Annotated in this window: 21 protein-coding genes and 1 other annotated feature; of the genes, 20 read left to right on the top strand and 1 reads right to left on the bottom strand. The window is 44.1% G+C overall.

The window, feature by feature from the left end; genetic code table 11:
- The first annotated feature begins 63 nt into the window (after positions 1-63).
- The 10 genes from RXV91_RS10285 (at position 64) to RXV91_RS10240 (ending at position 8,990) form a co-directional block, all read left to right on the top strand.
- Positions 64-1,398 (top strand): folylpolyglutamate synthase/dihydrofolate synthase family protein, encoded by a 1,335-nt coding sequence (locus tag RXV91_RS10285; RefSeq protein WP_316439791.1) that lies wholly within the window; start codon positions 64-66, stop codon positions 1,396-1,398.
- A gap of 158 nt (positions 1,399-1,556) precedes the next feature.
- Positions 1,557-2,192: a JAB domain-containing protein gene (locus tag RXV91_RS10280; RefSeq protein ID WP_021732559.1), complete on the top strand. Its 636-nt coding sequence runs from the start codon at positions 1,557-1,559 to the stop codon at positions 2,190-2,192.
- A 224-nt stretch (positions 2,193-2,416) separates the two neighbouring features.
- Positions 2,417-3,421 carry a rod shape-determining protein gene (locus RXV91_RS10275; protein ID WP_003644642.1) on the top strand — a complete coding sequence of 335 codons (1,005 nt, stop codon included), beginning with the start codon at positions 2,417-2,419 and terminating at the stop codon, positions 3,419-3,421.
- A gap of 70 nt (positions 3,422-3,491) precedes the next feature.
- Positions 3,492-4,337 carry a rod shape-determining protein MreC gene (gene mreC / locus RXV91_RS10270; protein ID WP_021732558.1) on the top strand — a complete coding sequence of 282 codons (846 nt, stop codon included), beginning with the start codon at positions 3,492-3,494 and terminating at the stop codon, positions 4,335-4,337.
- Between the two features lie 11 nt (positions 4,338-4,348).
- Positions 4,349-4,867 carry a rod shape-determining protein MreD gene (mreD, locus tag RXV91_RS10265; RefSeq protein ID WP_021732557.1) on the top strand — a complete coding sequence of 173 codons (519 nt, stop codon included), beginning with the start codon at positions 4,349-4,351 and terminating at the stop codon, positions 4,865-4,867.
- 21 nt (positions 4,868-4,888) lie between these two features.
- Positions 4,889-5,557, top strand: a complete 669-nt coding sequence (locus RXV91_RS10260; protein WP_316439790.1) for a septum site-determining protein MinC — start codon at positions 4,889-4,891, stop codon at positions 5,555-5,557.
- The gene (gene minD, locus RXV91_RS10255) at positions 5,557-6,363 is read left to right on the top strand and encodes a septum site-determining protein MinD (RefSeq protein WP_021732555.1); all 807 of its coding nucleotides are present in this window, start codon (positions 5,557-5,559) and stop codon (positions 6,361-6,363) included. The genes RXV91_RS10260 and minD overlap by 1 nt, the downstream gene beginning before the upstream one ends.
- A 48-nt stretch (positions 6,364-6,411) precedes the next feature.
- Positions 6,412-6,642 (top strand) — a binding site (T-box leader).
- Positions 6,643-6,843: 201 nt separating this feature from the next.
- Entirely contained in the window at positions 6,844-7,485 is a 642-nt protein-coding gene (locus RXV91_RS10250; RefSeq protein WP_021732554.1) for an amino acid ABC transporter permease, read from the top strand.
- A gap of 12 nt (positions 7,486-7,497) precedes the next feature.
- On the top strand, positions 7,498-8,139 hold the full coding sequence (locus RXV91_RS10245) for an amino acid ABC transporter ATP-binding protein (protein ID WP_316439789.1): 642 nt from the start codon (positions 7,498-7,500) through the stop codon (positions 8,137-8,139).
- Positions 8,140-8,150: 11 nt separating this feature from the next.
- Positions 8,151-8,990, top strand: coding sequence for an amino acid ABC transporter substrate-binding protein (locus tag RXV91_RS10240; protein ID WP_316439788.1), 840 nt, complete (start codon positions 8,151-8,153; stop codon positions 8,988-8,990).
- A 421-nt stretch (positions 8,991-9,411) separates the two neighbouring features.
- Here RXV91_RS10240 and RXV91_RS10235 read toward each other — a convergent pair whose 3' ends face one another.
- Positions 9,412-10,764, bottom strand: coding sequence for an aspartate kinase (locus RXV91_RS10235; protein WP_316439787.1), 1,353 nt, complete (start codon positions 10,762-10,764; stop codon positions 9,412-9,414).
- A 209-nt stretch (positions 10,765-10,973) separates the two neighbouring features.
- Between RXV91_RS10235 and yfmF the strand changes: the two genes are divergently transcribed.
- From yfmF to mutL, 10 genes are all read left to right on the top strand, one after another.
- Positions 10,974-12,239, top strand: a complete 1,266-nt coding sequence (gene yfmF / locus RXV91_RS10230; protein WP_021732550.1) for an EF-P 5-aminopentanol modification-associated protein YfmF — start codon at positions 10,974-10,976, stop codon at positions 12,237-12,239.
- The gene (gene yfmH, locus RXV91_RS10225; RefSeq protein WP_316439786.1) at positions 12,236-13,537 is read left to right on the top strand and encodes an EF-P 5-aminopentanol modification-associated protein YfmH; all 1,302 of its coding nucleotides are present in this window, start codon (positions 12,236-12,238) and stop codon (positions 13,535-13,537) included. Before yfmF ends, yfmH begins: the two co-directional genes overlap by 4 nt.
- Before the next feature lie 103 nt (positions 13,538-13,640).
- The gene (locus RXV91_RS10220) at positions 13,641-14,513 is read left to right on the top strand and encodes a RodZ domain-containing protein (RefSeq protein WP_316439785.1); all 873 of its coding nucleotides are present in this window, start codon (positions 13,641-13,643) and stop codon (positions 14,511-14,513) included.
- 22 nt (positions 14,514-14,535) lie between these two features.
- Positions 14,536-15,120 carry a CDP-diacylglycerol--glycerol-3-phosphate 3-phosphatidyltransferase gene (gene pgsA, locus RXV91_RS10215; protein WP_021732547.1) on the top strand — a complete coding sequence of 195 codons (585 nt, stop codon included), beginning with the start codon at positions 14,536-14,538 and terminating at the stop codon, positions 15,118-15,120.
- A 195-nt stretch (positions 15,121-15,315) separates the two neighbouring features.
- Entirely contained in the window at positions 15,316-16,578 is a 1,263-nt protein-coding gene (locus tag RXV91_RS10210) for a competence/damage-inducible protein A (RefSeq protein ID WP_316439784.1), read from the top strand.
- Between the two features lie 91 nt (positions 16,579-16,669).
- The gene (gene recA / locus RXV91_RS10205) at positions 16,670-17,806 is read left to right on the top strand and encodes a recombinase RecA (protein WP_316439783.1); all 1,137 of its coding nucleotides are present in this window, start codon (positions 16,670-16,672) and stop codon (positions 17,804-17,806) included.
- Positions 17,807-18,035: 229 nt separating this feature from the next.
- Positions 18,036-19,595, top strand: coding sequence for a ribonuclease Y (rny, locus tag RXV91_RS10200; RefSeq protein WP_021732544.1), 1,560 nt, complete (start codon positions 18,036-18,038; stop codon positions 19,593-19,595).
- A 122-nt stretch (positions 19,596-19,717) separates the two neighbouring features.
- Positions 19,718-20,524 carry a TIGR00282 family metallophosphoesterase gene (locus RXV91_RS10195; RefSeq protein WP_316439782.1) on the top strand — a complete coding sequence of 269 codons (807 nt, stop codon included), beginning with the start codon at positions 19,718-19,720 and terminating at the stop codon, positions 20,522-20,524.
- 28 nt (positions 20,525-20,552) lie between these two features.
- Positions 20,553-23,243: a DNA mismatch repair protein MutS gene (mutS, locus tag RXV91_RS10190; RefSeq protein WP_316439781.1), complete on the top strand. Its 2,691-nt coding sequence runs from the start codon at positions 20,553-20,555 to the stop codon at positions 23,241-23,243.
- 173 nt (positions 23,244-23,416) lie between these two features.
- The gene (mutL, locus tag RXV91_RS10185; RefSeq protein WP_316439780.1) at positions 23,417-25,444 is read left to right on the top strand and encodes a DNA mismatch repair endonuclease MutL; all 2,028 of its coding nucleotides are present in this window, start codon (positions 23,417-23,419) and stop codon (positions 25,442-25,444) included.
- The last annotated feature ends 45 nt before the right edge of the window (positions 25,445-25,489 follow it).

Genomic DNA, 25,489 nt, shown 5'->3' with positions numbered 1-25,489 from the left:
AGATAGATGATGAGCGACTAGTTAAATGATGATTAAAGCTGATTTATAGGAAGGAAGACCAACATGATTGAGACTTATTCGGCAGCGCTGGCATTTATTCACGGCCGAACGCAATTTAAAAAGGCCCCGACGCTCAGTCGTATGCGCCAATTCTTACACGAGTTAGGTGATCCACAGTTAAAAGTAACCGGAATTCACGTGGCTGGGACTAATGGGAAGGGCTCGACGGTTGCTAATCTGCGAGAATTGTTCATGGCGGATGGGTTAACGGTGGGAACCTTTACGTCACCATTTATTGTGCGCTTCAATGAACGGATTAGTGTCGATGGAATCCCGATTAGCGATGCAGAACTAGTCAGCTTAGTGCAACGGATTCAACCAGTCGTTGCTAAGCTTGACGCAACATTGCCAAGTGGGGGACCGACAGAATTTGAAATTATAACGGCGATGATGTTCCTGTACTTTGCGTCACAGCCCATTGATATTGCCATTATTGAAGTCGGTTTGGGTGGCCTATATGATTCTACCAATGTCTGGACACCCGTGGTGAGTGTGGTTACGACGATTGGGTATGATCACATGCAGATTTTAGGTCATACGTTGACGGCCATTGCAACTCAGAAAGCGGGGATTATAAAAACGCAGGTGCCAGTAGTCGTCGGTAAGCTACCCGCTGAAGCGCAGGCAGTGATGGTCACAACGGCGAAGAAGCAACAAGCGTCGTTGCAGACGTTGGGAGTGGACTTTAAAACCAAATTATTACCGCCTCAAGGTTGGCAAGAACGGTTTAACTTTGACGGTTTAGACGAACATTTTAAGGACCTGACCACACCACTGCTTGGAGATTATCAAGTTGATAATGCGGCAGTGGCCATCGCGGCTTATTTGACTTATCATCAACGGGTCCAGGTCCCCGTGGTAGTCCGTGACGTCAAAACAGCCTTAGCTAAGACGCGATGGCCCGGTCGCTTTGAGCGATTGAATCAGGAGCCACTGATTATGATCGATGGCGCCCATAATGAGCCGGCGGTAACGGAACTCGCAACCACCCTGAGTGAGCGTTTTGGGCAACAAACTGTTTATGTCATCTTTGCGGTTCTAGCGGATAAGCAACATCGGCAAATGATACAGACGTTAGGAGCACTACCTAATGTCCGCTTACAGTTGACTCAATTTGAAGGCCCTAATGCCAAGCGCCGAGCCACTGACCCCGCAATGTTGGCCGAGGAAATGCCAGATGGACGGACGGCTGAAATTTTTGATCATTGGCAGACGGCACTGATGCAAACGTTGCAAGAAATGTCGAGTGAGGATGCGTTGCTACTGACAGGTTCGTTGTATTTTATTAGTGATGTGCGGGCCTACTTTAAAGATAATGATGATCAGACTGCTGACTAAGCTGTATCGCGACTAGTGATTGAACAGAAGCAAGTCTGATATAGTAAGGAAAGGTTCTCATGGACCGATAGTGACGTTAATAAAATGTCATAAAAATAGCGGGGAAAAATGGTTACTGCAACAGTTTGCGAAACTACTAGTTAGAAGGGGTGGTTTCAATGACGGTTATTAGTGAAGAACAATTACCAACAATCCAAGTTCGTGAATTAGTGCGGGCCTACTTTACAACATTCTTACCAAGGGATGCGGTCAGTGCTGCAACGCAAGCCTTTGAGCGTGAGTATCCACTCGAAGACGCTGTGGAGTGGTTACACGAATCATCAGAAAATCCGTTGTGGCATGGTCTGATCATTGCACTTCGCTGTGGTCAGCTATTACCGCGACCGAGTCGTTTGATTTTAGGTCAAGTTTATGGAAGCGAGCAGTTGGGAGCTGTGTTAGCCCGAGATTTTGCTAACTTAGAACAGGAGCAGTTACAATTATTATGTCTAGATACTAAAAATCAAATTATCAAGCGGCAAGTTATCTTTCAAGGGACTCTTAATAGTTGTCCAGCGCAGCCACGGGAAATTATTAAGGTTGCGCTGACAACGTTGACAGCCCGCATCGTGATTGCACACAACCATCCGAGTGGGGATGTGACGCCGTCGAAAAAAGACGTTGAATTTACAAAGCGGCTACAACTAGCTTGTGAAGTCGTCGGGCTACCACTTCTGGACAGCTTCATTATCGGTGTAACCGATTACTTCAGCTTTGCCGAACAGGGGTTGTTAAATTGTAATACGGATTCGTAATAGAATGTGGTAAAATAACGGGGTTAGGACCGATAATTTATTCGGCCTGATCGCGTTTTTTGTTAAATTTTATCTAAGTTAAATAGTGGGACTGTATTTTTCATTAATTTACGGTATGCTAGGATTCAGGCAATGCTTTTTTAATGCAGTGCGACTATGCTATAATACTTACTATTATGACTAAATAAAAAATTAAATTTGTTAATGATGAAGGGATGAATGTAGTGTTCGGATTTGGGACAAAAAATATCGGGATCGATCTCGGTACTGCCAACACAATTGTGTACGTTGACGGCAAGGGCATCGTATTACGGGAACCGTCCGTAGTTGCGAAGAACACGAAGACTGGCGAAATTGTATCAGTCGGTTCTGAAGCACGGGATATGATTGGGAGAACACCAGCAAGTATTGTGGCAATTCGACCAATGAAAGATGGGGTCATTGCGGACTACGATACGACCGTTGCGATGATGAAATACTTTATTCAAAAGACACTTGGCCGCTCAAATGGTAAGCCATACGTGATGGTCTGTGTACCAAGTGGTGTGACGGAAGTTGAAAAGCGGGCCGTTATTGATGCAACACGGGTTGCCGGTGCGCGGGATGCATATGTCATTGAAGAACCATTTGCTGCTGCAATTGGCGCTGGGTTACCAGTCATGGATCCAACGGGTAGCATGGTGGTTGATATTGGTGGTGGAACGACGGATGTTGCCACGATTTCATTAGGTGGCATCGTATCAAGCCGTTCAATTCGAATGGCCGGTGATAAAATTGACGACTCAATTATTTATCATGTTCGGCAGAAGTTTAACCTTTTAATCGGTGAACGCACGGCTGAACAACTCAAAATTGACTGTGGCTCTGCTTCCTTAGAAGCTGCTGAGGACTTAGAAGGCTCAACGATTCGTGGGCGTGACCTCTTATCTGGTTTACCAAAAACGGTTGAGATTTCATCTGTAGATGTTTCGGAAGCCATTCAAGAAGTCGTCTCCGAGATTATTTCAGCTATTAAAGAAACCCTCGAAGAAACTTCCCCAGAAATTGCCTCTGACGTAATTGACCACGGGATTGTTTTGACCGGTGGTGGTGCCTTATTGAAGAATCTTTCTGAAGTGATTGCGGATGAAACCAAAGTACCAGTTTTCATCGCGAACGAACCCCTCGACTGTGTTGCCGTTGGGACGGGTGAATCACTCAAGAGCATCGACGTTATGAAAAAGCGATAACAGGTGAGCGGGAAGACGTCTTCCCGCTTATTTATTGTTAAATCATTGAATTTTCGACCGGGGGTTCATTATGCAAAAGTTTTTTTCTAACCGAAAACTAGTGATTGCGATCGTCGTGTTCATTATTAGTTTCGGCTTGATGAGTGTCTCAGTAGCCATTCGTGATAAAAAATCGACACCACCGTTAATCCAACAATTTGGTAACGATGTGGCCGGTGCGGTTGACCGGGTGATTGCTTGGCCAGTCAATGGCTTACAAAGTGCGACCAACTCAGTTTCTGATTTGCTGAACACCTATCAAGAGAATCAGAAATTGAAGAAGCAAGTTGACCAATTAGCGCAAGCCAAAGTTAGTGCGCAGACAACACGTGCGGAAAACAAGCAATTACGTCAGCAATTGAAATTAAATAATTCGTTATCCGATTACACGACGGTGACTGCCAATGTCTTGACACGGACGCCTTCTTCTTGGATGAATCAACTCGTGATTTCAAAAGGTGCGACGGCCGGTGTGAAGAAGAATATGCCAGTAATGTCGCAAAAGGGCTTGATTGGCCGGGTCGTGGAAGTTAACCAAACGAATTCTAAAGTTGAATTGATTTCAAATACCAGTTCTTCTTCGAACAAGTTTGCCATTCAAATCACCAATAGCGCTGGTAAAACGGTTAACGGAATTATTTCAGGCTATGATAAGAGTAGTAATCTCTTAGAGATGGGTTCCGTGACGTCCAATGTTAAAATTAAAAAAGGCGATAAGGTTGTGACTAGTGGGTTAGGTGGTAATACACCAAAGGGCCTGTATGTCGGAACGGTTGCCAGTGTTAAGCAAGACGATTATGGACTGGCATCTGAAGTCGAGATCACACCCGCAGCGGACCTCAGCGATTTGACAGTTGTGACGGTTGCTGAGCAATAGGAGGTGCAACGGTGCGTTACTCAAGATTAAAGATTATTTTTCCAATTGGGTTATTTGTTGCACTCTTTTTAGATGGATCAATTTCAAACGTTTTTGCTAGTAAACTATTTAGTTATCCATATGCCAGTGTCATACATTTAGTCTTATTGTGGATCGTATTTGCTGTCTTTTTGGATGATCGTGATAATCTATCGGTTGGAATTTGGTCGGCATTCGTGGGCTTGGTATTTGACTGGTATTATACTGGAATTTTGGGTGTTTACATGATTGGTTTACCGCTAGTGGTTTATTTATGTCGGCAAATCAAACCATGGTTGGATTTGAATTTTTTGACGTTACTAATGATTTATATTATTAATTTGACCATTTTAGAAGCATTTACGTACATTTGGTATACCATGAGTCACGTGATTTCAAGTGGCTTAGCGGACTTTGCCGTGTACACGCTAGGACCGACGATTGCGGTCAACCTAGCAATCTTTGTCATATTATATTATCCAATGCGTCGGTTATATCTGAGTGTTAATTAGTCGGCAGAAAGGAATTCTAACATGCAGCAGAGTGTGGTTTTAAAGGCCAGTAATGATGGCTACGAATTGATCTTACGGCAAGAAGCGAGTTTCGATGATATTATGGTCGACTTGAAAGTCTTGTTGGATCGGTTACAGGCCGATAATACGACTGATGAACAGATTTCATTTGATCTAGATACGGCTAGTCGGTTATTGACGGCGGAACAAAATCAAAAAGTAACGCAGTTGATTCAGCAATACCCGTTATTTAGTATTCATAAATTAACGGCTAATGTTATTTTAACGGCGGATGCCTTAGCGATGATTGAACGCGATACGGTGCACCTAGTCAATCAGATCATTCGTAATGGACAGGTCGTTGAGATTACAGGAGACGTGTTGTTCTTCGGTAAGATTCATGAGGGTGGGGTACTCCGGGCAACCGGTAGTATCTTTGTGATGGGCGAGGTTAACGGTGCCCTTGAAGCCGGTTATCCAGATCATAATGATGCGGTAATCGTCAGTCCCTTAGCGACCGTACCGCGAGTCCGAGTCGGTGAATTGTTAGAATTAGTTGATCTTGAAAAAATTGTTGAGGGGACGAATGTGGTCTACATTAATGATATTCAGGCGTTAGACTACCAGCCGCTCCAGCAATTAAAACGGGTACGACCGAAGCTATTTACTCGAAATGGAGGACGTGTTTGATGGGAAAAGCAATTGTCATCACCTCTGGTAAGGGTGGGGTCGGTAAAACGACCACAACGGCCAATTTAGGGACGGCCCTTGCTTTGATGGGCAAGAAAGTTTGCTTAGTAGATTTAGATATTGGATTACGAAATTTGGATGTTATTTTAGGCCTCGACAACCGGATCCTCTATGATATTGTGGATGTAGTTGCCGGTCGAGCTCAGTTACGACAAGCTTTAGTGAAAGATAAGCGGTTTGATGACTTATTGTTCCTATTGCCAGCTGCTCAAAATGCGGATAAAGATTCGCTTAATCCAGACCAAGTACGGACTATTGTGGACGAGTTGAAACCAGATTTTGACTATGTCTTGCTAGATTGTCCAGCGGGGATCGAACAAGGCTTCATGAATGCGATTGCGGGGGCCGATGCGGCCATTATCGTTTCGACACCCGAAATCTCAGCTATTCGAGATGCGGATCGGGTCGTCGGCTTGTTGGAACAGTATCCGTTAGCGGAAGCGCCCAAATTAGTAATTAACCGAATTCGGACGCGCATGATGCAAGACGGTGAGACGATGGATATTGATGAAATTACGCATCACTTGTCGATTGACTTGCTAGGGATCGTTTTTGATGATGATGCTGTTATTCGGACCTCGAATAACGGGGAACCGATTGTCTTGGATCCTAAAAATCCGGCGTCACAAGGTTACCGAAATATTGCGCGACGCATTGAAGGCGAAACGGTGCCACTCATGAATTTAGATACCCCTAAACCAGGGGTGTGGTCGCGGATTGCTGGAATTTTTCACCGTAATAAATAAAAAAAGCCTTGACGATTGATTAGTTTTCGATTAATATGAATGCAACATTAAAAAACAGGGAACAGAAGAGTAGTTGTGAAGACCTTGTCTAGCGAGTTATCGGTGATGGAAAGATAACCAAGGGTTGCAACGAACCACATCTGTGAGTTGAATGGCTGAAGTTAGTAAGCTGTTCCGGTTGGCCTCGTTAGCGGCGGAGTTTAGTGATAAACTCGTTGAGATTAGTTGTGTGAGCAACTAGTGAATATGAGGTGGAACCGCGATTAAATCGTCCTCTTAGGTAATTTGGCCTAAGGACGATTTTTTTATTATCACAAAACTCCCTGAGGTAGTAACTGTGAAGTTATTACGAAGTGAGGTGGCACCACGGATAACCGTCCTCTTGAGTATTCGACTCAAGGGGACTTTTTTGTTGGGGCGGATCATGACAGATTAGTGGACGCAGCATCATGTGAACTGTAAATTTGGGAGGGAAAGCACATGCACTATATTTTAGAAATTTTGCCATCATTACTATCAGGTGCCATTATGACACTGAAAATCTTTATTTGGACCTTGATTGGGTCACTACCGTTGGGGCTAGTTGTTGGTCTCGGATTAATGTCTAATTTCAAACCACTGCAATGGTTACTGCACTTCTACGTTTGGTTAATGCGGGGGACGCCGTTACTGCTACAATTGATTTTCGTTTTTTACGGCTTACCGTTGATTGGAATCGTCTTTCCTCGTTATTACGCGGCGCTGTTCGCATTTATCTTAAACTACGCGGCTTACTTTGCGGAAATCTTCCGGGGAGGCTTACAGTCAATTGATAACGGTCAGTATGAAAGTGCCCGGGTTTTGCGGTTGAGTTATTGGCAAACTATTCGTAAGATCGTAATTCCCCAAGTGATTAAAATTGTTTTACCGTCAGTGGGTAATGAAGTGATTAACTTAGTCAAAGATTCTTCGTTAGTTTATGTCATTGGCTTAGGGGACTTATTACGAGCTGGTAACGTAGCGACAGCGCGAGACGTCACCTTAGTACCCTTAGTGCTAGTTGGGGTCATTTACTTAGCACTGACAGCCGTGACAACGTTTGTCCTTGGACGAGTTGAAAAACACTACAGTTACTGGAAATAGGGAGGCCATCACATGTTAGAACTCAAAAATATTACAAAAAGTTTTGGAACGCGAACGATTATTAAGAATTTGAATTTAACCGTAAAAGATGGTGAGATTCTGAGTATTGTGGGTCCTTCTGGTGCAGGTAAGACGACGTTATTGCGTTGTATTACGGGACTTGAAAAGGTCAATGCCGGTGAATTTTTAGTCGATGGTCAACCATTTGACCCATATACGAATCGGAGCAACGATAGTGTTATCGGCGTCGTTTTTCAAAATTTTGAACTGTTTCCAAATTTAACGGTGATGCAAAATATTACCTTGGCACCAACAACGGTATTAAAGCAATCTACTGCGGCGGCTGAAGAACAAGCTCAGATGTTATTAGATCGGTTGAACTTAGGTGATCACGCTGACCAGTATCCTTATCAGCTATCTGGGGGGCAAAAACAGCGAGTCGCCATTGCCCGAGCGTTAGCAATGAAGCCGAATGTTTTATGTTATGATGAGCCAACCTCGGCACTTGATCCGAACTTACGGCAAGAAGTTGAAAAGTTGATCTTAGGTTTAAAAGCTGATGGTATGACTCAAATCGTGGTCACTCATGATTTGACCTTTGCTGAAAATATTGCGGATGAAATGTTCCACGTTGAACCAACCAATAAGCAGTAGGGGGCGTCAGGATGAAGAAAAGATTATTCGTACTAAGTCTGCTTGTCGTGATGCTCTTAGGGATGACAACGACGTTAAGTGGCTGTGGTCAAAGTGTGACCAGGCGAGCTGACACACAAGATACGTGGGCTAAGATCAAAAAACGGGGCTACGTGGTGGTTGGCTTGGACGATAGCTTTGTACCGATGGGGTTCCGAGAGAAATCTGGTAAGCTGGTCGGTTATGATATCGACCTTGCTCGGGCAGTCTTTAAACAATACGGTATCAAGGTCAGTTTCCAAACAATTGATTGGTCCATGAATGCAACTGAGCTACGTAATGGCACGATTGATTTGATTTGGAATGGTTATACGAAAAATCCGCAGCGGGAAAAAGTTGTGGCTTTCAGTAATACTTATTTAAAGAATAAGCAGGTACTGGTTTCTTTAAAGAAAAATCACATTAGTTCTTTTAATGATATGACGGGTAAGACGTTGGGTGTTCAGTCAGGTTCTTCAGGTTATGAGTCACTGGAAAATAATCCCAAGTTGTTGAAGGATAAGATTGCCAAAAAGACACCGGTTCAATATGATACTTTCACGAATGCGTTTCTCGATCTGAATGCGGGCCGAATTAAGGGACTTTTGATCGATAGTGTTTATGCGAACTATTACATTAAACATGAAGCTAACTCGGCAGATTACCAAGAAACCCAGGGAACTTTTAAGTCGGAAGATTTTGCAGTCGGAATGCGTAAGGGTGATAAAACGATGCAGCGTAAAATCAATGCGGGCTTAAAAAAATTGAAGGCTAACGGAACGTTAGATAAAATTAATAAGAAATGGTTTGGAAATCAGAAGGTTGAGAATTAATAACCATGGGTGATAACAGTTGTTAAGTGCAACCGGTATGAGTCAAAAAGCTAACATTGAGTTCTTAACAGCAATGTGAATGGGCTTTCTAAGAATGTAGCAGGTTCTTGGAAAGCCCATTTGGACGTTTGTTCAGATGGTTGCTCGACCACTCGATATCGCTAGTAGTGGCCAAATTCAGTAGCCATTCGTGTGGCAATCACAACCTGTTTGGTGTTAATGTCCCCGTGCTTGCTACGACAACGGACTAATATCAAGGCCTAGATTTGCCACCTAGTCCTGGAAGTCGAAGTAGACGAATCATTGCTGAGGAATAACAATCTAACTCACAGGCCGCCCTTAAAAATGACTAATGGTTAAAATATGATGACAAAAAATATCCGACTAGCAATTGCCAGTCGGATATTTTATTTATGATGAATTAATTAAAAAATTCTTTGTATAACGCAATTACGGCCTGATCAGCATCGTTATCGTGGACCCCGAACATAATGGAAATTTCGGAAGCACCTTGGTTGACCATAATCAATTTAATGTTATCGTTGGCTAATGCAGTTGCGGCACGTGACATAATGCCGACACGGTTACGCATGTTTTCCCCAACCAACATCAAGATTGAATAGTCGTGGGTAAAGTAGATTTCATCAGGATTAATTGCCGCTGAAATTTCGGCAACTAGTGTTTTTTCTAATTCAGGTGTTAACTGGTGTTCATCAAAAATAATGGTTAAATCATCAATCCCAGATGGCATGTGTTCATAACTGATATGATGGTTTTCTAAAATTGTCAGAATTTTACGGCCCAGGCCAACTTCTTTATTTAATAAATACTTACGTAAGTATAGTGAACAAAAGCTAGAGGAACTGGCGATCCCTGTGACGGGGTAGTGGGAATTGGGTTCACGAGTTGATTTAATCAAAGTTCCTGGTGCCTCAGGATGATTTGTATTTTTGACATTGACAGTAATGTTACCTTCGATAGCAGGAATCAAGGCTTCATCGTGAAAAACGGAAAAGCCGGCATAGGATAGCTCACGCATTTCGGTAAACGTCATTTCATTAATGGCTGCTGGCTTAGCGACCAAGTTAGGATTGACTGCGTATATCGCATCGACATCGGTAAAATTCTCGTAACGTTCGGCGTGAACTCCCCGGGCAACGATCGCACCGGTAATATCGGAGCCACCACGTGAAAAAGTACAAATTTGGCCGTTGCGATTGTAAGCGAAGAAACCAGGAATCACTAAAATCTGTTCACTGTCGGCCCACTTAGCGAGTTGGTCATAGCTACTCTTGATAATCTGAGCATCGTCGGGAACATCAGTGACTACCATGCCAGCTTCTTTAGGATCAAGATAGCGCGCGTTGAGGCCGCTTCGCTGAAAGACGGCGGCGACCAGTTGCGCGTTGAGCCGTTCACCATGCGCCTTGAAAGTGGCCATTAAATAGGTATTATCAGCGTATGTTTGCTTCGGTAAATTACGAATGGTTTCAAAAATTGGGGTCAATTGGGTTTCGGGCACGTTAAAGCCGTGGCCGATTTCGGCATAACGGTCAATGATGGACGCAACGACTGCCTGTGTATCCTGATGATGAATCGTTTGACGCGCATATTGAATAAGCAAATCGGTGACCTTGGTGTCGCCATCGAACCGTTTACCTGGTGCTGACACAATTACATATTTACGTTGTTGATCAGCTTCGACGATTGAGAGGACTTTTTGCAGTTGTTGACTACTAGCGAGTGAACTGCCACCAAATTTAATTACTTTCACATTAACCGCTCCTTAATTTAATCAATAATGAAAAGAATAGCAGACAAAACGCGACTTGGCAATGATATTTGCCACTCACGAGAATTTAATTTAATTGCGAGAATAGATCATTTACTGACCAGAATGCTTAAATTAAAAAAACAATAGGACGGAAAGTTGCGTCAATCCGGCCTTTCGCTTATTATTTATTACATATGCAAGGAGGAAACATGTTGCAAACTCAGTTAGCAAAAGGGGTCCAATTGACGACGGTTAAGAGTCATCAATTTAAAACCAACCAAATTATTATTAATTTCCGCGCACCGCTTGCGCGTGAGACAATTACCCAGCGGGCGTTACTATCGAACTTATTAGAAACGAGCGCTGCCGATTATCCGGATCAACGGGCGTTAGCCAATGCATTGGCTGCCATGTATGGCGCTGCGTTTGGTGCGGGTGTTAGTCGTAAAGGACCAACACATAATTTACAATTAGCCATTACCGTTGCTAATGAACGCTATTTGGCGACTGATCAGCCGTTGACGAATCAAGCCATTCAATTTTTGCAACGGGTCATTTTACGACCACTGGCTGCTGGTGGCCAATTTGACCAAGCAACGTTTGATCGCCAAAAGACGAACTTGGAAGCGGCTATTAAGTCGGTTGCGGATGACAAACAGTATTATGCTGCCCAACAGCTCAATGCAGCACTGTTTGCTGATGAACCAGCTCAACAAGTTCCAAGTTACGGCACAGTTAATGATTTGACAGCAATTAATGCTTACAGCTTATATAATTACTATCAAATGATGATTCAAGATGATCAAATTGATATTATTGTAACGGGTGATATTGATGAGGCAGCTATTTTGACGCAGTGGCAACAGGCTGGCTTTGAAGACCGCCCGACTGGACGCCCCAGGCCATTTTATCAACATCATAATACAAAGCAATACGTTGAAGTAAGCGAACAACAAGCGCTTAGTCAGGCTAAACTAAATTTAGGTTATGACTTACCAGTCTTTTATCGTGGTAATCATTATTACGCGGCCTTGGTCTTTAACGAATTATTTGGTGGGTCCCCACTATCTAAGCTATTCATGAATGTACGTGAGAAAGCAAGTCTCGCGTACTATGCTAGCAGTTCGTTAGATACCTTCCGTGGTGTTCTCAAGGTGCAAGCTGGGATTGATGGTAAAAATCATGATCAAGTACTGGCAATTATTGCGGCCCAACTGACGGCGATTCAGACTGGCGATTTTACAGATGATTTAGTAGCGCAACTTAAACTGGGCTTGATTAATGATTTTGAATCGAGCTTAGATAGTCAGCGGACATTCGCAGTTCAGGCATTAATCGATGATTTAACGCAACAGCACGTCACGGATACTGAATGGTTAACGCAGATTCAAAATGTTACGCGTGAGCAGATTATTGCAGTCGCAAAGATGGTGACCCTGAATAATGGGTTCTTCTTGAGTGGGGTAACCGCATGAAAGTAAAAAAATATGATCAATTTAATGAAAGCTGTTATCAAGCCAAGTTAGACAACGGGTTGACCGTCACGTTATTACCTAAGGCTGGCTATCATAAGACGTACGCCACCTTTACAACGAATTATGGCTCGATCGACAATACCTTTGTACCGGCGGGTAGCACTGAAATGCAACGCTTCCCAGATGGTATTGCCCATTTTTTGGAACATAAGATGTTTGAAAAGGAAGATCATGATGCCTTTCAAACTTTTGGTCAGTACGGTGCGAGCGCAAACGCTTTTACGAGTTTTACGAAGACGAGTTATTTATTTTCGGCAACCCGTCACTTGCAAGCCAACCTCATGACCTTACTGGATTTTGTTCAGGATCCATACTTTACACCAGCAACGGTTGATAAGGAAAAAGGCATTATTGGGCAAGAAATTGAGATGTATGATGATGATCCAAGTTGGCGGTTGTATTTTGGCATGATTGGCAATTTATATCCGAACCATCCACTGCAGTACGATATTGCGGGGACTACGGATTCAATTGCTAAGATTACAGCTGATGACTTGTACGCGGCGTATCGGACATTTTATCATCCAGAGAACATGACGTTGTTTGTGGTTGGTCATTTTGATCCGGATGAAGTGTTAGGGTGGATCAAGGCCAACCAAGCGGCAAAAAATTTTGCGGCCTTTCAACCGATTGCACGTAAAATTCCTGAAACCGTTACGGATGGGCATGATATTATTCCTTACCGAACGATTGATATGCCGGTCAATCGGGCCAAATCAATCGTTGGTGTCAAGGGATTAGTGCCGATCGAAGCGGGCGCAGCGGCCTTAAAGTATCGCGCAGCGGTCAATGTTTTACTAGAGTTACTATTTGGTGATACTTCGGCCGATTATTTACGCTTATATGATCAAGGAATCATTGATGATACGTTTGGGTATGATTTCGAATTACAGTCCGGCTTTAATTTTGTGACCTTTAGTGGTGAGACGGATGATCCCGCAAAATTTGATGCGGCCATCATTGACGTGTTGGAAAATTGGCGGACAGCCGTAATTGATCAAGAAGCAACGTTGGCATTAGTGAAGAAGGAAATGATTGGCCGCATTGTCTTCATGGCGAACTCCTTAGAAGCTATCGCGAACCGGTATGATCAACGATTATTTGGGACGGCCACTATTTTTGATGAGCCAGCCGTAATTGATCACTTAACGCTGGCTGATTTGCAGACGGTCGCTGAACAATTACTGACTTCTCAAGCTATTAGTGAGTATCAAATTCGACCACAGGCAAAGAGTTAAGGAAATCTGAAATTTAATGGTCACGGGGCTGCTAAATTTAGTTGCTGTGATATACTATTAACCGTAAGATTTTGAAAATAGACTTAGGGTGGAGAAAAAGTCAATGAGTGAAAATAACGAAGAAACAACAACGATTGGGGCGCGCTTAAAGGCTGCTCGGACAGCGAAGGGCCTGACCATTGATGATTTGCAACAAATCACCAAGATTCAGAAGCGTTACTTGATTGCAATCGAAGATGAACAGTTTGATAAGTTGCCAGGTGATTTTTATGTGCGGGCGTTTGTTAAACAATATGCAGATACTGTTGATTTGGATGGTAACGCCTTGTTAGAGGAATACCGTGACCAATTACCAAGTGTTCACGCTGAAAACATCGTTGAAAATGTTGATGAAGTTCAACCTACCCGGGTTGCGAGTCGTGAACAGCCCACTTCACCAGCTAGTCGGGTGCGCAACTATTTACCAACAATCATTGTCACAGCTATCGTGGTTTTGATCTTGTTATTTATTTGGTTTATGGCGGTCCGGACCCACGCTGGTTCGAGTTCTAGTACGAGTGCCGACAACTCTTCGGTACAAGTTTCGAGCTCTAAAAAGAAATCAAGTTCATCAAAAGCTAGCTCGTCAGCTAAAACTAGTTCTAAAGCTGCTTCTACCAAGGAACAAAGCATTAAAGCTGACGGTAGTAGAGATACAGCCTTTACTTTGACGAATGGGGCGGATAAGAATAAAGTTGTGATCAAGTCTACTAAGGCTGCTTGGACCTCCGTCACCACTAATGGAACACAAACTTGGGAAGGAACGTTGAAGGCGGATGGGTCACATACGCTAACATTACCAAGCAATGCTAAGACGGTTAAATTCCAATTTGGGAACGCAACTGCCACGACCGTAACGATCAATGGTAAGACGTTCAACTTTAATCCGAAAAACAGTACGTCACAAGTTCGGACGATTACTTTAACCATCAAATAACGTTGCGAAGGAGGCTGGTACTTTGAATTTACCTAATAAACTAACGGTGTTTCGGATTATTCTGATTCCAGTTTTTATTCTTATTATGGTGCTACCCCTTAATTGGGGGCAAGTTGTGTGGGCTGGGACAACGATTCCAGTTACCCAAGTGGTGGCAACAGTTATTTTTGCGATTGCTTCATTAACTGATTTAGCAGATGGTAAAATCGCGCGGGGCCAACATTTAGTGACTAACTTTGGGAAGTTTGCGGATCCACTGGCGGATAAGATGTTAGTGATGACCGCCTTTATCATACTAGTGCGGATGAATGCGGCCCCTGATTGGGTCGTGGCGATTATTATGTGTCGGGAATTAGCTGTGACGGGATTACGACTATTAATCGTTGAAAACAATGGTCAAGTGATGGCAGCTGCGATGCCTGGGAAGATTAAAACAACCACACAAATGATTGCAATTATCTTCTTGTTATTGAACAATGTGTTGTTTGCGGCTATTCACGTTCCGTTTGCCTTAATTATGTTATATATCTGCTTATTCTTTGTGATATATTCTGGCGTTGATTATTTTGTTCAGAATCGTGACGTTTTTGCAGATGGGTTTAAATAAAGTTAATAGTAAGCGCCACCCTGAGCATTGCGCTTAGGGTGGCGCTTTTACTCACGATTAGGATTGGATTACTGAGGTAAAACGTGCAATCTTTTTAATGGGGTCACCCGTTGTTTTCGTATATACTAATTGTAGGACGTTGTTAACTGCGCCCATACTGGATGTCATCGATATGATTACGGGGAGGCTTTTGGCATGCAAGCAGAAATAATCGCGGTTGGTACCGAGATTTTACTGGGACAGATTACAAATACGAATAGTACTTATATCGCACAAGGATTGGCTGAATTAGGAATTGATAGTTATTATCAGACGGTGGTCGGTGACAATCCGCAACGGTTATCGGCCGTGATTGAAATTGCGGCCCAACGGAATGATCTCGTCATTTTGACGGGGGGACTAGGACCAACGAAAGATGATTTAACCAAACAGACCCTCGCACAATATTTAAACGTGGCGTTGGTTGAGTCGCCATCAGCGATGCAAAAGATTACGGCTTGGTTTGCAACTAATGGTAAGACAATGACTGCTAACAACCGGTTGCAAGCACTATATCCTGATGGTGCGGTGCCGTTGACTAATCACAATGGGATGGCGGTTGGGGCTTTTTATCAGTCTGTGGATAGTGCTGATTTCTTGTTGCTGCCGGGACCACCCCGCGAATTGACGATGATGTTTGATACTGAAGCTAAGCCGAAATTGGCCGCGGCATACGGGCGACAGGCCCAAATTTATTCGCGAGTGATGCGGTTTTATGGCATCAGTGAGTCTGAACTGGTTACTAAGTTGCAGCCATTGATTGATGCCCAGGGTAAAGTGACGATTGCGCCGTATGCCAAAACTAACGAGGTGACGCTACGCTTGAGTGCCCAAGCAGCTACTAAGACGGCGGCCAAGACGATGATTGATACGGTGGACCAGCAAATTAAAGCTTGTGTGGGGACCTTCTTTTACGGTTATGGTGATGATAATTCGTTAGTGACAACGGTTATTAAGCAAATGATTGCGGCTAAGTTGAGTCTTACGGCTGCGGAAAGTTTAACGGCCGGACTATTTCAGAGCACGATCGGTAGTGTATCCGGTGTCTCAGCAATCTTTCCGGGTGGCTTTGTCACGTATGCCAATGAAGCTAAGCATCAGTTAGTCAATGTGCCGCAAGCAATTATTGATACCGATGGGGTAGTTTCTAAAACGACTGCTCAAGCCATGGCAGTGGGAGCCAAAAAACAATTAAATACTGCAGTGGGCGTGAGCTTTACTGGTGTTGCGGGGCCGGGGACACTTGAAGGTCAAGTTGCTGGGACCGTCTGGATCGGCTTAGCCTATCGTGATCACCCCGTTGTGGCTCACCAGTATCATTTTGCTGGTAACCGTCAACAGATCCGTGAGCGCAGTGTGATGGCTGGTTTAGACTTATTGCGGCATGCTTTAAACGCGGATACGGACTTAAAAAAATAATACGAACTTTTGTTCGCTTTTTGCTTGCAATTCTGACTTTGAACAGCTATGATATTAAGAGTTAGAAACGAGCACCGAAGGAGGAAATAATTTGGCTGATGCACGGAAAGCAGCACTAGATACTGCCCTAAAAAAGATCGAAAAGAACTTTGGTAAAGGGGCGATTATGCGGATGGGTGATGCTGCCCAGACGACGATTTCAACGATTTCAAGTGGATCGTTGGCCTTAGATGATGCGTTGGGTGTTGGCGGCTACCCACGTGGCCGGATCGTAGAAATCTATGGTCCTGAAAGTTCAGGTAAAACGACCGTTGCGTTACACGCGGTGGCTGAAGTTCAAAAGCAAGGTGGCACGGCAGCTTATATTGATGCTGAAAATGCCTTAGACCCTATTTATGCGGAACATTTGGGCGTTAATATCGATGATTTATTGCTCTCACAACCAGATACTGGTGAACAGGGGCTCGAAATCGCAGATGCCTTAGTTTCTAGTGGTGCCGTTGATATTTTGGTCGTTGACTCAGTTGCGGCTTTAGTTCCACGGGCCGAAATTGAAGGTGAAATGGGTGACGCGCACGTTGGGTTACAAGCTCGACTCATGTCACAGGCATTACGAAAACTATCCGGAACGTTGAACAAGACTAAGACGATTGCATTATTTATTAATCAAATTCGTGAAAAAGTCGGGGTGATGTTTGGTAATCCCGAGACGACTCCGGGTGGTCGGGCGTTGAAATTCTACGCGACAATTCGGTTGGAAGTTCGTCGGGCTGAACAAATTAAAGAGGGAACCAATATTATTGGTAACCGTGTTCGAATCAAAGTTGTTAAAAACAAGGTGGCGCCACCATTTAAGCGAGCTGAAGTAGATATTATGTATGGTCATGGGATTTCACAAACTGGTGAAATTGTCGACATGGCTGCTGAAAAGGATATTGTGAAGAAGAGTGGTTCTTGGTATTCATACGGCGACGATCGGATTGGTCAAGGTCGTGAAAATGCGAAGAAATACTTGGACGAACATCCTGATATCATGACGGAAATTCGGCAAAAAGTTCGGGACGCGTATGGCATGGACCAAACTGGTGATGAAGAAGCGACCGAAACTAATGATCAAGCCAAGGATAAAGCCACGGCTAAGAGTGCTAGCAAGGGCCAAGGTAAGGCACCCAAAGCGGGACCTACTGAGACAGCACTAGAACTCGATGACCAGCCAACCGAAAAATAAATAGTTGGTTATGAAACGTCCAAAATAATCATTTTGGACGTTTTATGTACATATTTGGCTTGTTTCGAGTCAAAATCAGCACGGGAAGACCGGTTGCCATAAGACTTTAAGTTGACACTATTCGTTTCTAACATTAGAATAACAAGTGTGTAAATAATCAAAATATAACATCTGAAAATTTGTAGTTGATTTTATGTTAACTGGATTTTGGTGATGCGGAGGTGGAAACATGAATGTTTTCGGTATAATCCTCGCAGTCATCGCAATTGTTGTCGGTTATGGGATTGGTTACTATGTACGCAAGAACGTCCATGAAAAAGAATTGGACGTTGCCAAGAACACAGCCGAAGGTATTATTTCTGAGGCCAAACGGGCAGCGGAGACTCACAAGAAAGAAAAAGTCCTTGAAGCTAAGGAAGAGAGTCACCGTTACCGGGCTGAAGTTGAAACAGAGTTAAAGCAACGTCGGAATGAAGTGCAAAAGCAAGAAGACCGGTTGCTTCAACGTGAAGAAACTTTAGATCACAAAGAGAATACTTTTGAAAAGCGCGAGGATGCTTTAGGCAAAAAAGAAGATAAAATTGCCAACGAGCAAAAACGTGTTGAACAACAGCAACAAAGTGCAGCTTCACTAATCACGCAACGTCAAGCTGAGTTAGAACGGGTCGCGGCCTTGTCACAAGAACAAGCTCGCGAACAGATTTTGACCCAAACGCGCGAACAATTAACGCATGAACGGGCCGTATTAATTAAAGAAAATACGGACGAAGTGAAAGCGCAGTCTGAAAAAGAAGCCAAAAACTTAATTGTCCAAGCGATTCAGCAAAGTGCCGCCGATATGGTCTCAGAGACCACGGTATCGGTCGTTGCTTTGCCGAATGACGACATGAAAGGTCGGATTATTGGCCGGGAAGGTCGTAACATTCGAACGTTGGAAACTTTGACGGGGATTGATTTAATTATCGATGACACGCCAGAAGCCGTCGTTTTAAGTGGTTACGATCCGATTCGTCGTGAAATCGCAAAGATCGCGCTTGAAAAACTGATTCAAGACGGGCGGATTCATCCGGCTCGGATTGAAGAAATGGTTGAAAAAGCACGTAAGGAAATGGACGAAAAAATCCGTGAAACCGGTGAACAAGCTGTCTTTGACTTAGGTTTGCATGGGATGCATCCTGATTTAATCAAGCTAGTTGGTCGGTTAAATTATCGGACCAGTTATGGTCAAAATGTTTTGAATCACTCAATTGAAGTTGCGAAGTTGGCGGGCGTGTTGGCCGCTGAACTTGGTGAAGATGTTACACTCGCGAAACGCGCAGGATTATTACACGATATTGGTAAGGCCGTCGATCATGAGGTCGAAGGATCCCACGTTGAAATTGGCGTGGAATTAACAACGAAGTACAAAGAGAGTCCCGTCGTGATTAACACGATTGCGTCCCATCATGGTGATGTGGAAGCTAAGTCGATCATTGCGGTATTGGTTGCGACGTCTGATTCGATTTCAGCCGCCCGGCCAGGTGCTCGGAGCGAGTCGCTGGAGAATTATATTCACCGGCTCGAAAAGCTAGAAGCGATCGCTAATAATGAGGATGGGGTCAAGAAGAGTTATGCCATCCAAGCCGGTCGTGAAATTCGGGTCATCGTTAAGCCAAATGAAATTTCTGATTTACAAGCCACTGTTTTGGCGCACGATGTTAAAAAGCAGATTGAAAATGAACTTGAATATCCCGGTCATATTAAGGTTACGGTTATTCGGGAAGTTCGAGCAGTTGATTACGCTAAATAACCGGGAAGTGAGTTTAGGTCTTGACCTAAGCTCATTTTTTAATTGTCAGTAAAATTCAATCACGTTTTTCGGGCTAAATAATGCTAAAATAATTGGTATAACGTTAAACAAGGGAGCAATCTATGCGAATTCTATTTGTTGGGGATGTCATGGGCAACGTCGGTCAGACGGCGGTTACCACGTACTTACCTAAGTTAAAACGGCGCTACAAGCCGCAAGTTACCATTGTCAATGGGGAAAATGCCACCCGTGGCCGTGGTATCAATCAGGAAGTTTATAAGGATATCTTGACGGCAGGTGCTGATGTTATTACGATGGGCAATCATACTTGGGATAATAATGAAATCTTTGATTTTATTAACGGGGCCAAGAAGCTGATTCGACCATTGAATTTTCCGCCGGCAACCACCCCGGGCGTTGGGTACACGATTGTGAAGGTCAATACGGTCAAGTTAGCCGTAATTAATTTACAAGGTAATGTGTTTATGGGCCAAAACTTGGCTGACCCTTTTACCACAGTGCAACCATTAGTGACCCAGTTGCGGAAAGAAACCCCGAATATTTTCATTGACTTTCATGCCGAAACAACGAGTGAAAAAGAGGCAATGGCATGGTACTTGGATGGTCAAGTGAGTGCCGTGGTTGGGACGCACACCCATGTGCAGACAAGTGATGAACGGGTCTTACCCGATGGAACGGCCTTTTTAAGTGACGTTGGCTTCACGGGACCGTATAATGGCATTTTAGGGATGACCCGGGAGAACGTTATTCAGCGATTCCTAGAACAAATGCCGACCCGTTTTAACGTGCAAGAGGATAGTCCGGCGGTGTTATCTGGTTGTGTGATTGACATTGATGGTCAGAGTGGCCGGGCGAAAAAGATTGCCCGGATTTTAATTAATCCGGATCACCCATATTTTGACGATTGAGATTTAAGGATAGAAAGTAGGATTAAGTGTGCCACAAAAAACGAAAGATACACCGATGATGCGTCAATATTTTGCAGTCAAAAATCAATATCCCGATGCGTTTTTATTTTATCGACTCGGTGATTTTTATGAAATGTTTTTTGATGACGCGATTAAAGGTGCCCAGTTATTAGAGTTGACGTTAACGACGCGGAACCATTCGGCAGAAAATCCAATTCCAATGTGTGGGGTACCGCATCGCGCTGTGCAAAATTATATTGATATTTTAGTTGATAAGGGTTACAAAGTCGCTATTTGTGAACAGATGGAAGACCCCAAATTAGCTAAGGGCATGGTCAAGCGGGAAGTGATCCAATTAGTCACGCCCGGCACGACGCTAGAACGTGGTGCCGAACAGGCGAAGACCAATAACTACTTGACTGCATTGACTCAGAGCAATCAACAATATGGCTTTGCGTACGCCGACCTATCGACAGGGGAATTAAAAACGAGTGTTTTAAAGACCAATGATGCGCTGGTCAACGAGTTAACTAGTTTGCAAACCAAGGAAATTGTGGTCGATGCTTCAGTTGGCGACGACTTGCGTGGACAGATCAAATCACTGGGGATTCTCGTTTCGGAACAAAATAACGTGACTCCCCAGGCAGAGCTGAGTTATTTGACCCAGGATTTGACTGTTGAGTTGGAAAAACAAGTCGTAGAACGGTTATTAATGTATATTACGGTGACCCAAAAGCGGAGTCTAGCACACCTGCAAAAAGCAATTGCTTATGAACCATCGTACTTTTTGAAACTCGATCACAATTCCAAATATAACTTGGAACTAATGAAGTCGATTCGAACTGGAAAAAAGCAGGGAACGCTTCTGTGGCTATTAGATGAGACCAAAACGGCGATGGGCGGACGACTAATGAAACAGTGGATCGACCGGCCGTTGATCGTGAAGAACGATATTGAAACGCGTCAAAGTAAGGTTGCCACTTTATTGGACCACTATTTTGAACGTAGTAACTTACAAGAAGAATTAACTAAGGTCTATGATTTAGAACGATTAGCTGGCCGGGTTGCCTTTGGTAGCGTAAATGGTCGCGATTTAGTTCAATTAAAGACGTCATTGCGTCAGATTCCTAAGATTCGATATATCTTATCGGAATTGGACACGCAAGTATTTAACGAGGAAGTCAATCAGTTGGATCCAGTTGAAGACGTTGCGGATCTGATTGACGCGGCAATCGTTGAAGATGCACCCTTGTCGGTAACGGACGGTGGGGTCATCAAGGATGGTTATAATGAACAGCTCGATCAATACCGGGATGCGATGAACAACGGGAAAAAATGGATCGCAGAACTAGAGGCCCAAGAGCGTGCGACAACCGGTATTAAAAATCTAAAGATTGGTTTTAACCGGGTCTTTGGCTACTATATCGAGGTTACAAAAGCCAACCTAGCCCAATTGCCAAAGGATCGTTATGAACGGAAACAAACGTTGACGAATGCCGAACGTTTTAGCACCCCTGAGTTGAAATCGCATGAAAGCTTGATTTTAGAAGCTGAGAGCCATTCTACGGACCTTGAGTACCAACTCTTCACGAAGGTTCGTGAAACAGTTAAGGGGGCCATTCAGCGCTTACAGACGTTAGCTAAGGCGGTTGCAGCGATTGATGTTTTGCAAAGTTTCGCAGTTGTTAGCGAAGATTACCATTTTGTACAACCAACATTGACTAAGTCACATGACTTAAAAATTGTTGATGGGCGCCATCCCGTTGTTGAAAAGGTTATGGGTAATCAGAGTTACGTGCCAAACAACGTGACGATGGCACCTGATGAGACGGTGCTACTAATTACTGGACCGAATATGTCAGGTAAGAGTACGTATATGCGGCAGTTAGCGTTGACAGTCATCATGGCCCAAATTGGTTGTTTTGTACCGGCTAAGTCGGCGCAACTCCCTATTTTTGACCAAATTTTCACACGGATTGGTGCAACTGACGATCTAATCTCAGGCCAAAGTACATTTATGGTGGAAATGCAAGAAGCTAATAATGCCTTGCAACACGCGACGGCCAACAGTTTGGTGTTATTTGATGAAATTGGACGGGGGACGGCAACTTATGATGGGATGGCGTTAGCACAGGCGATTATTGAATTTGTGCATAACCACATTCATGCTAAGACGTTGTTTTCGACTCACTATCATGAGTTGACGGCCTTGGATCAAGAATTGACGGGGTTGCGCAATGTGCATGTTGGCGCAACTGAAAAAGACGGTGAACTGGTCTTCTTGCACAAGGTCGAACCCGGGGCAGCAGATAAGTCTTACGGGGTGCACGTTGCTAAGCTGGCTGGGATGCCAACCAGTTTATTGGCACGGGCTAATAAAATTCTCACGAGTTTGGAAAATCAAACGAGCACGGTTTCAACCACGGCGGCTTCGATTTCAGCTAGTGATGCGGTTGCCAGTGTTGACGCGAACGCAACGGATACGGTGACTAATGAAGCGGTCAATAATGCAGTTGCCGTTGAGTCGGCGACTCCGGTTGCAGAATCACCAGCAACTGCATTAGGTGATGAACAGCTCTCGTTATTTGCTGAGCCAGCGATGACTGATGCTAAAGGTGAAAAGGTCTTACAACAATTGAAGACGTTGAACTTGATGGCGATGACACCGATGGATGTTATGAATCAGCTATATAAATGGCAGCAGAAATTGGGTAAGTAGCGTGGTGCTTGCAAAGCAATAATGATTTTAAGGGCATGTTTGCCATGGATTATTGTTGACATGTGACAAATATTTAAGTTGAAAATAGTCAGTTTAAACTGACTGTATTTCGTATGAATTGCGAGATGGACTAAAAGTTACATTAATAATTTTAGACGAAAGGACCGATGGTAATGGGAAAAATTCATGAATTGGCTTCTGTGTTGGCGGATCAGATTGCTGCGGGTGAAGTTGTGGAACGGCCCGCCTCGGTCGTTAAGGAGCTCGTTGAGAATGCCGTTGATGCGCATGCGACGCAGGTCGATATTTTAGTTCAAGAGTCTGGTATTCAGTCGATTCGGGTTATCGATGATGGTGATGGCATTGATGAGGCTGATGTTTTAACCGCTTTTAAACGGCACGCGACGAGTAAGATCACGTCACGTGAAGATTTATTTCGCGTCCATTCCTTAGGATTTCGGGGTGAGGCGTTACCTAGTATTGCTTCAGTGGCAGATGTGGTGATGAATACGAGTACTGGTACTACTGGAACGAGCATTCATTATCGGGGTGGTAAGCTGTTGCAACAATCGCCAGCACCATTGCGACAAGGAACTGACATAACAGTTACCGATTTGTTTTTTAATACACCCGCAAGGCTTAAGTATTTAAAATCACCACAAACTGAATTGGCTAATATTTTAGATGTAGTCAATCGCATCGCACTAAGCTATCCAGCAGTCGCATTTCGGTTGGTTCATAATGCGAAAGAACTGCTAAAGACGGCTGGTCGCGGCGATTTACAACAAGTGATTGCCGGTATTTACGGCGTACAAAATGCCCGTAAAATGGTTGCCATTCAAGGGGCTACTACTGATTTTAAGCTGACTGGATTTGTGGCCTTACCGGAATTGACACGGGCAAGTCGTCAGTATATCTCCGTCTTGATTAATGGTCGTGCCATCAAGAATCAGCAGTTGACGAAAGCCGTCATCAAGGGCTATGGGTCCAAATTAATGGTTGGTCGGTATCCGATTGCAGTGATTGCCTTAACGATGGATCCGCTACTAGTGGATGTAAATGTTCATCCCACGAAACAAGAAGTGCGACTGAGTAAGGAAGCAGAATTATCTAAGTTGATCAGTACCACGATTACGGACCGGTTAGTGGATGTGAACTTGATTCCATCGGCATTGACCAATCTTGGTAGTCACCGGCGCGAACATTTAAATACGGATCAATTAGCGATGGATTTGAACGCCGTTTCGTCACAGTATCAGGTGGCAGATAAGACCACCCCGGCGTCGACTGAGCAATTTGCAGCGTCGCTGGCAGCAGCAACCCTTCATTCAGCGGCTGCCACAACAATGGTGAGTGCCCCGGCGGCAACTCCGCATACCGAAGTGACCAGCGAAACGGTTGTACCTGAATCGATAGCCAGTAGTGCCACGGCGCCGATTATGATTCGTCATCGTGACGAACTGGGGACGGCGCCAGTTAAAACATTTGATCAGCGTTACCAGTCTGAAGCGGCAGCGTTACCGTTTGGTAAGGAAGCTGAATCGGTCGTGACTAGTAACTCGGCAGCTGTACCGACTAGCGAAGCAGCTGATACGGAACGCTTTCCCCAGTTACGTTACTTAGGTCAAATGCACGGGACTTATTTATTGGCTGAGGCGGATGATGGCATGTATATTTTAGATCAGCATGCGGCCCAGGAACGAATCAACTACGAGTACTACCGGCAAGCAATTGGTGAGGTTAGTGCGGATCAGCAGAACTTGTTAGTACCAATTATTTTGGATTATCCGACGAGTGATGTTTTAAAGATAAAGGAAAAGTTACCGCTATTAGCGGCGCTTGGGATTCATTTAGAATCGTTCGGTGGTAATAGTTTTATTGTGCATGCGCACCCGACTTGGTTTAAGGCTGGGCAAGAAGAAGATACGATTCGTGAGATGATTGATTGGCTCTTACAGGATGATAAGTTGACGGTTGCCCAGTTCCGGGAGAAATCGGCCATTATGATGTCTTGTAAACGAGCGATCAAGGCGAACCATCATTTGGATGATCAGCAGGCACGCGCATTGTTAGCCAAGTTGCCCGCTTGTGAGAATCCGTTCAATTGTCCCCATGGACGACCCGTGACGGTTCATTTTACGAATTCAGACATGGAGCGAATGTTCAAACGAATTCAGGATAGTCACGAAGCTCGCGATTAACGTGATGGTTCTCAAAAATGAAAACTAACTAAGTTCCCCCACAGG

It is taken from the genome of Lactiplantibacillus sp. DA1 (assembly GCF_032681335.1).
Classification (GTDB): domain Bacteria; phylum Bacillota; class Bacilli; order Lactobacillales; family Lactobacillaceae; genus Lactiplantibacillus.
This window is presented reverse-complemented; position numbering and strand designations above follow the sequence as displayed.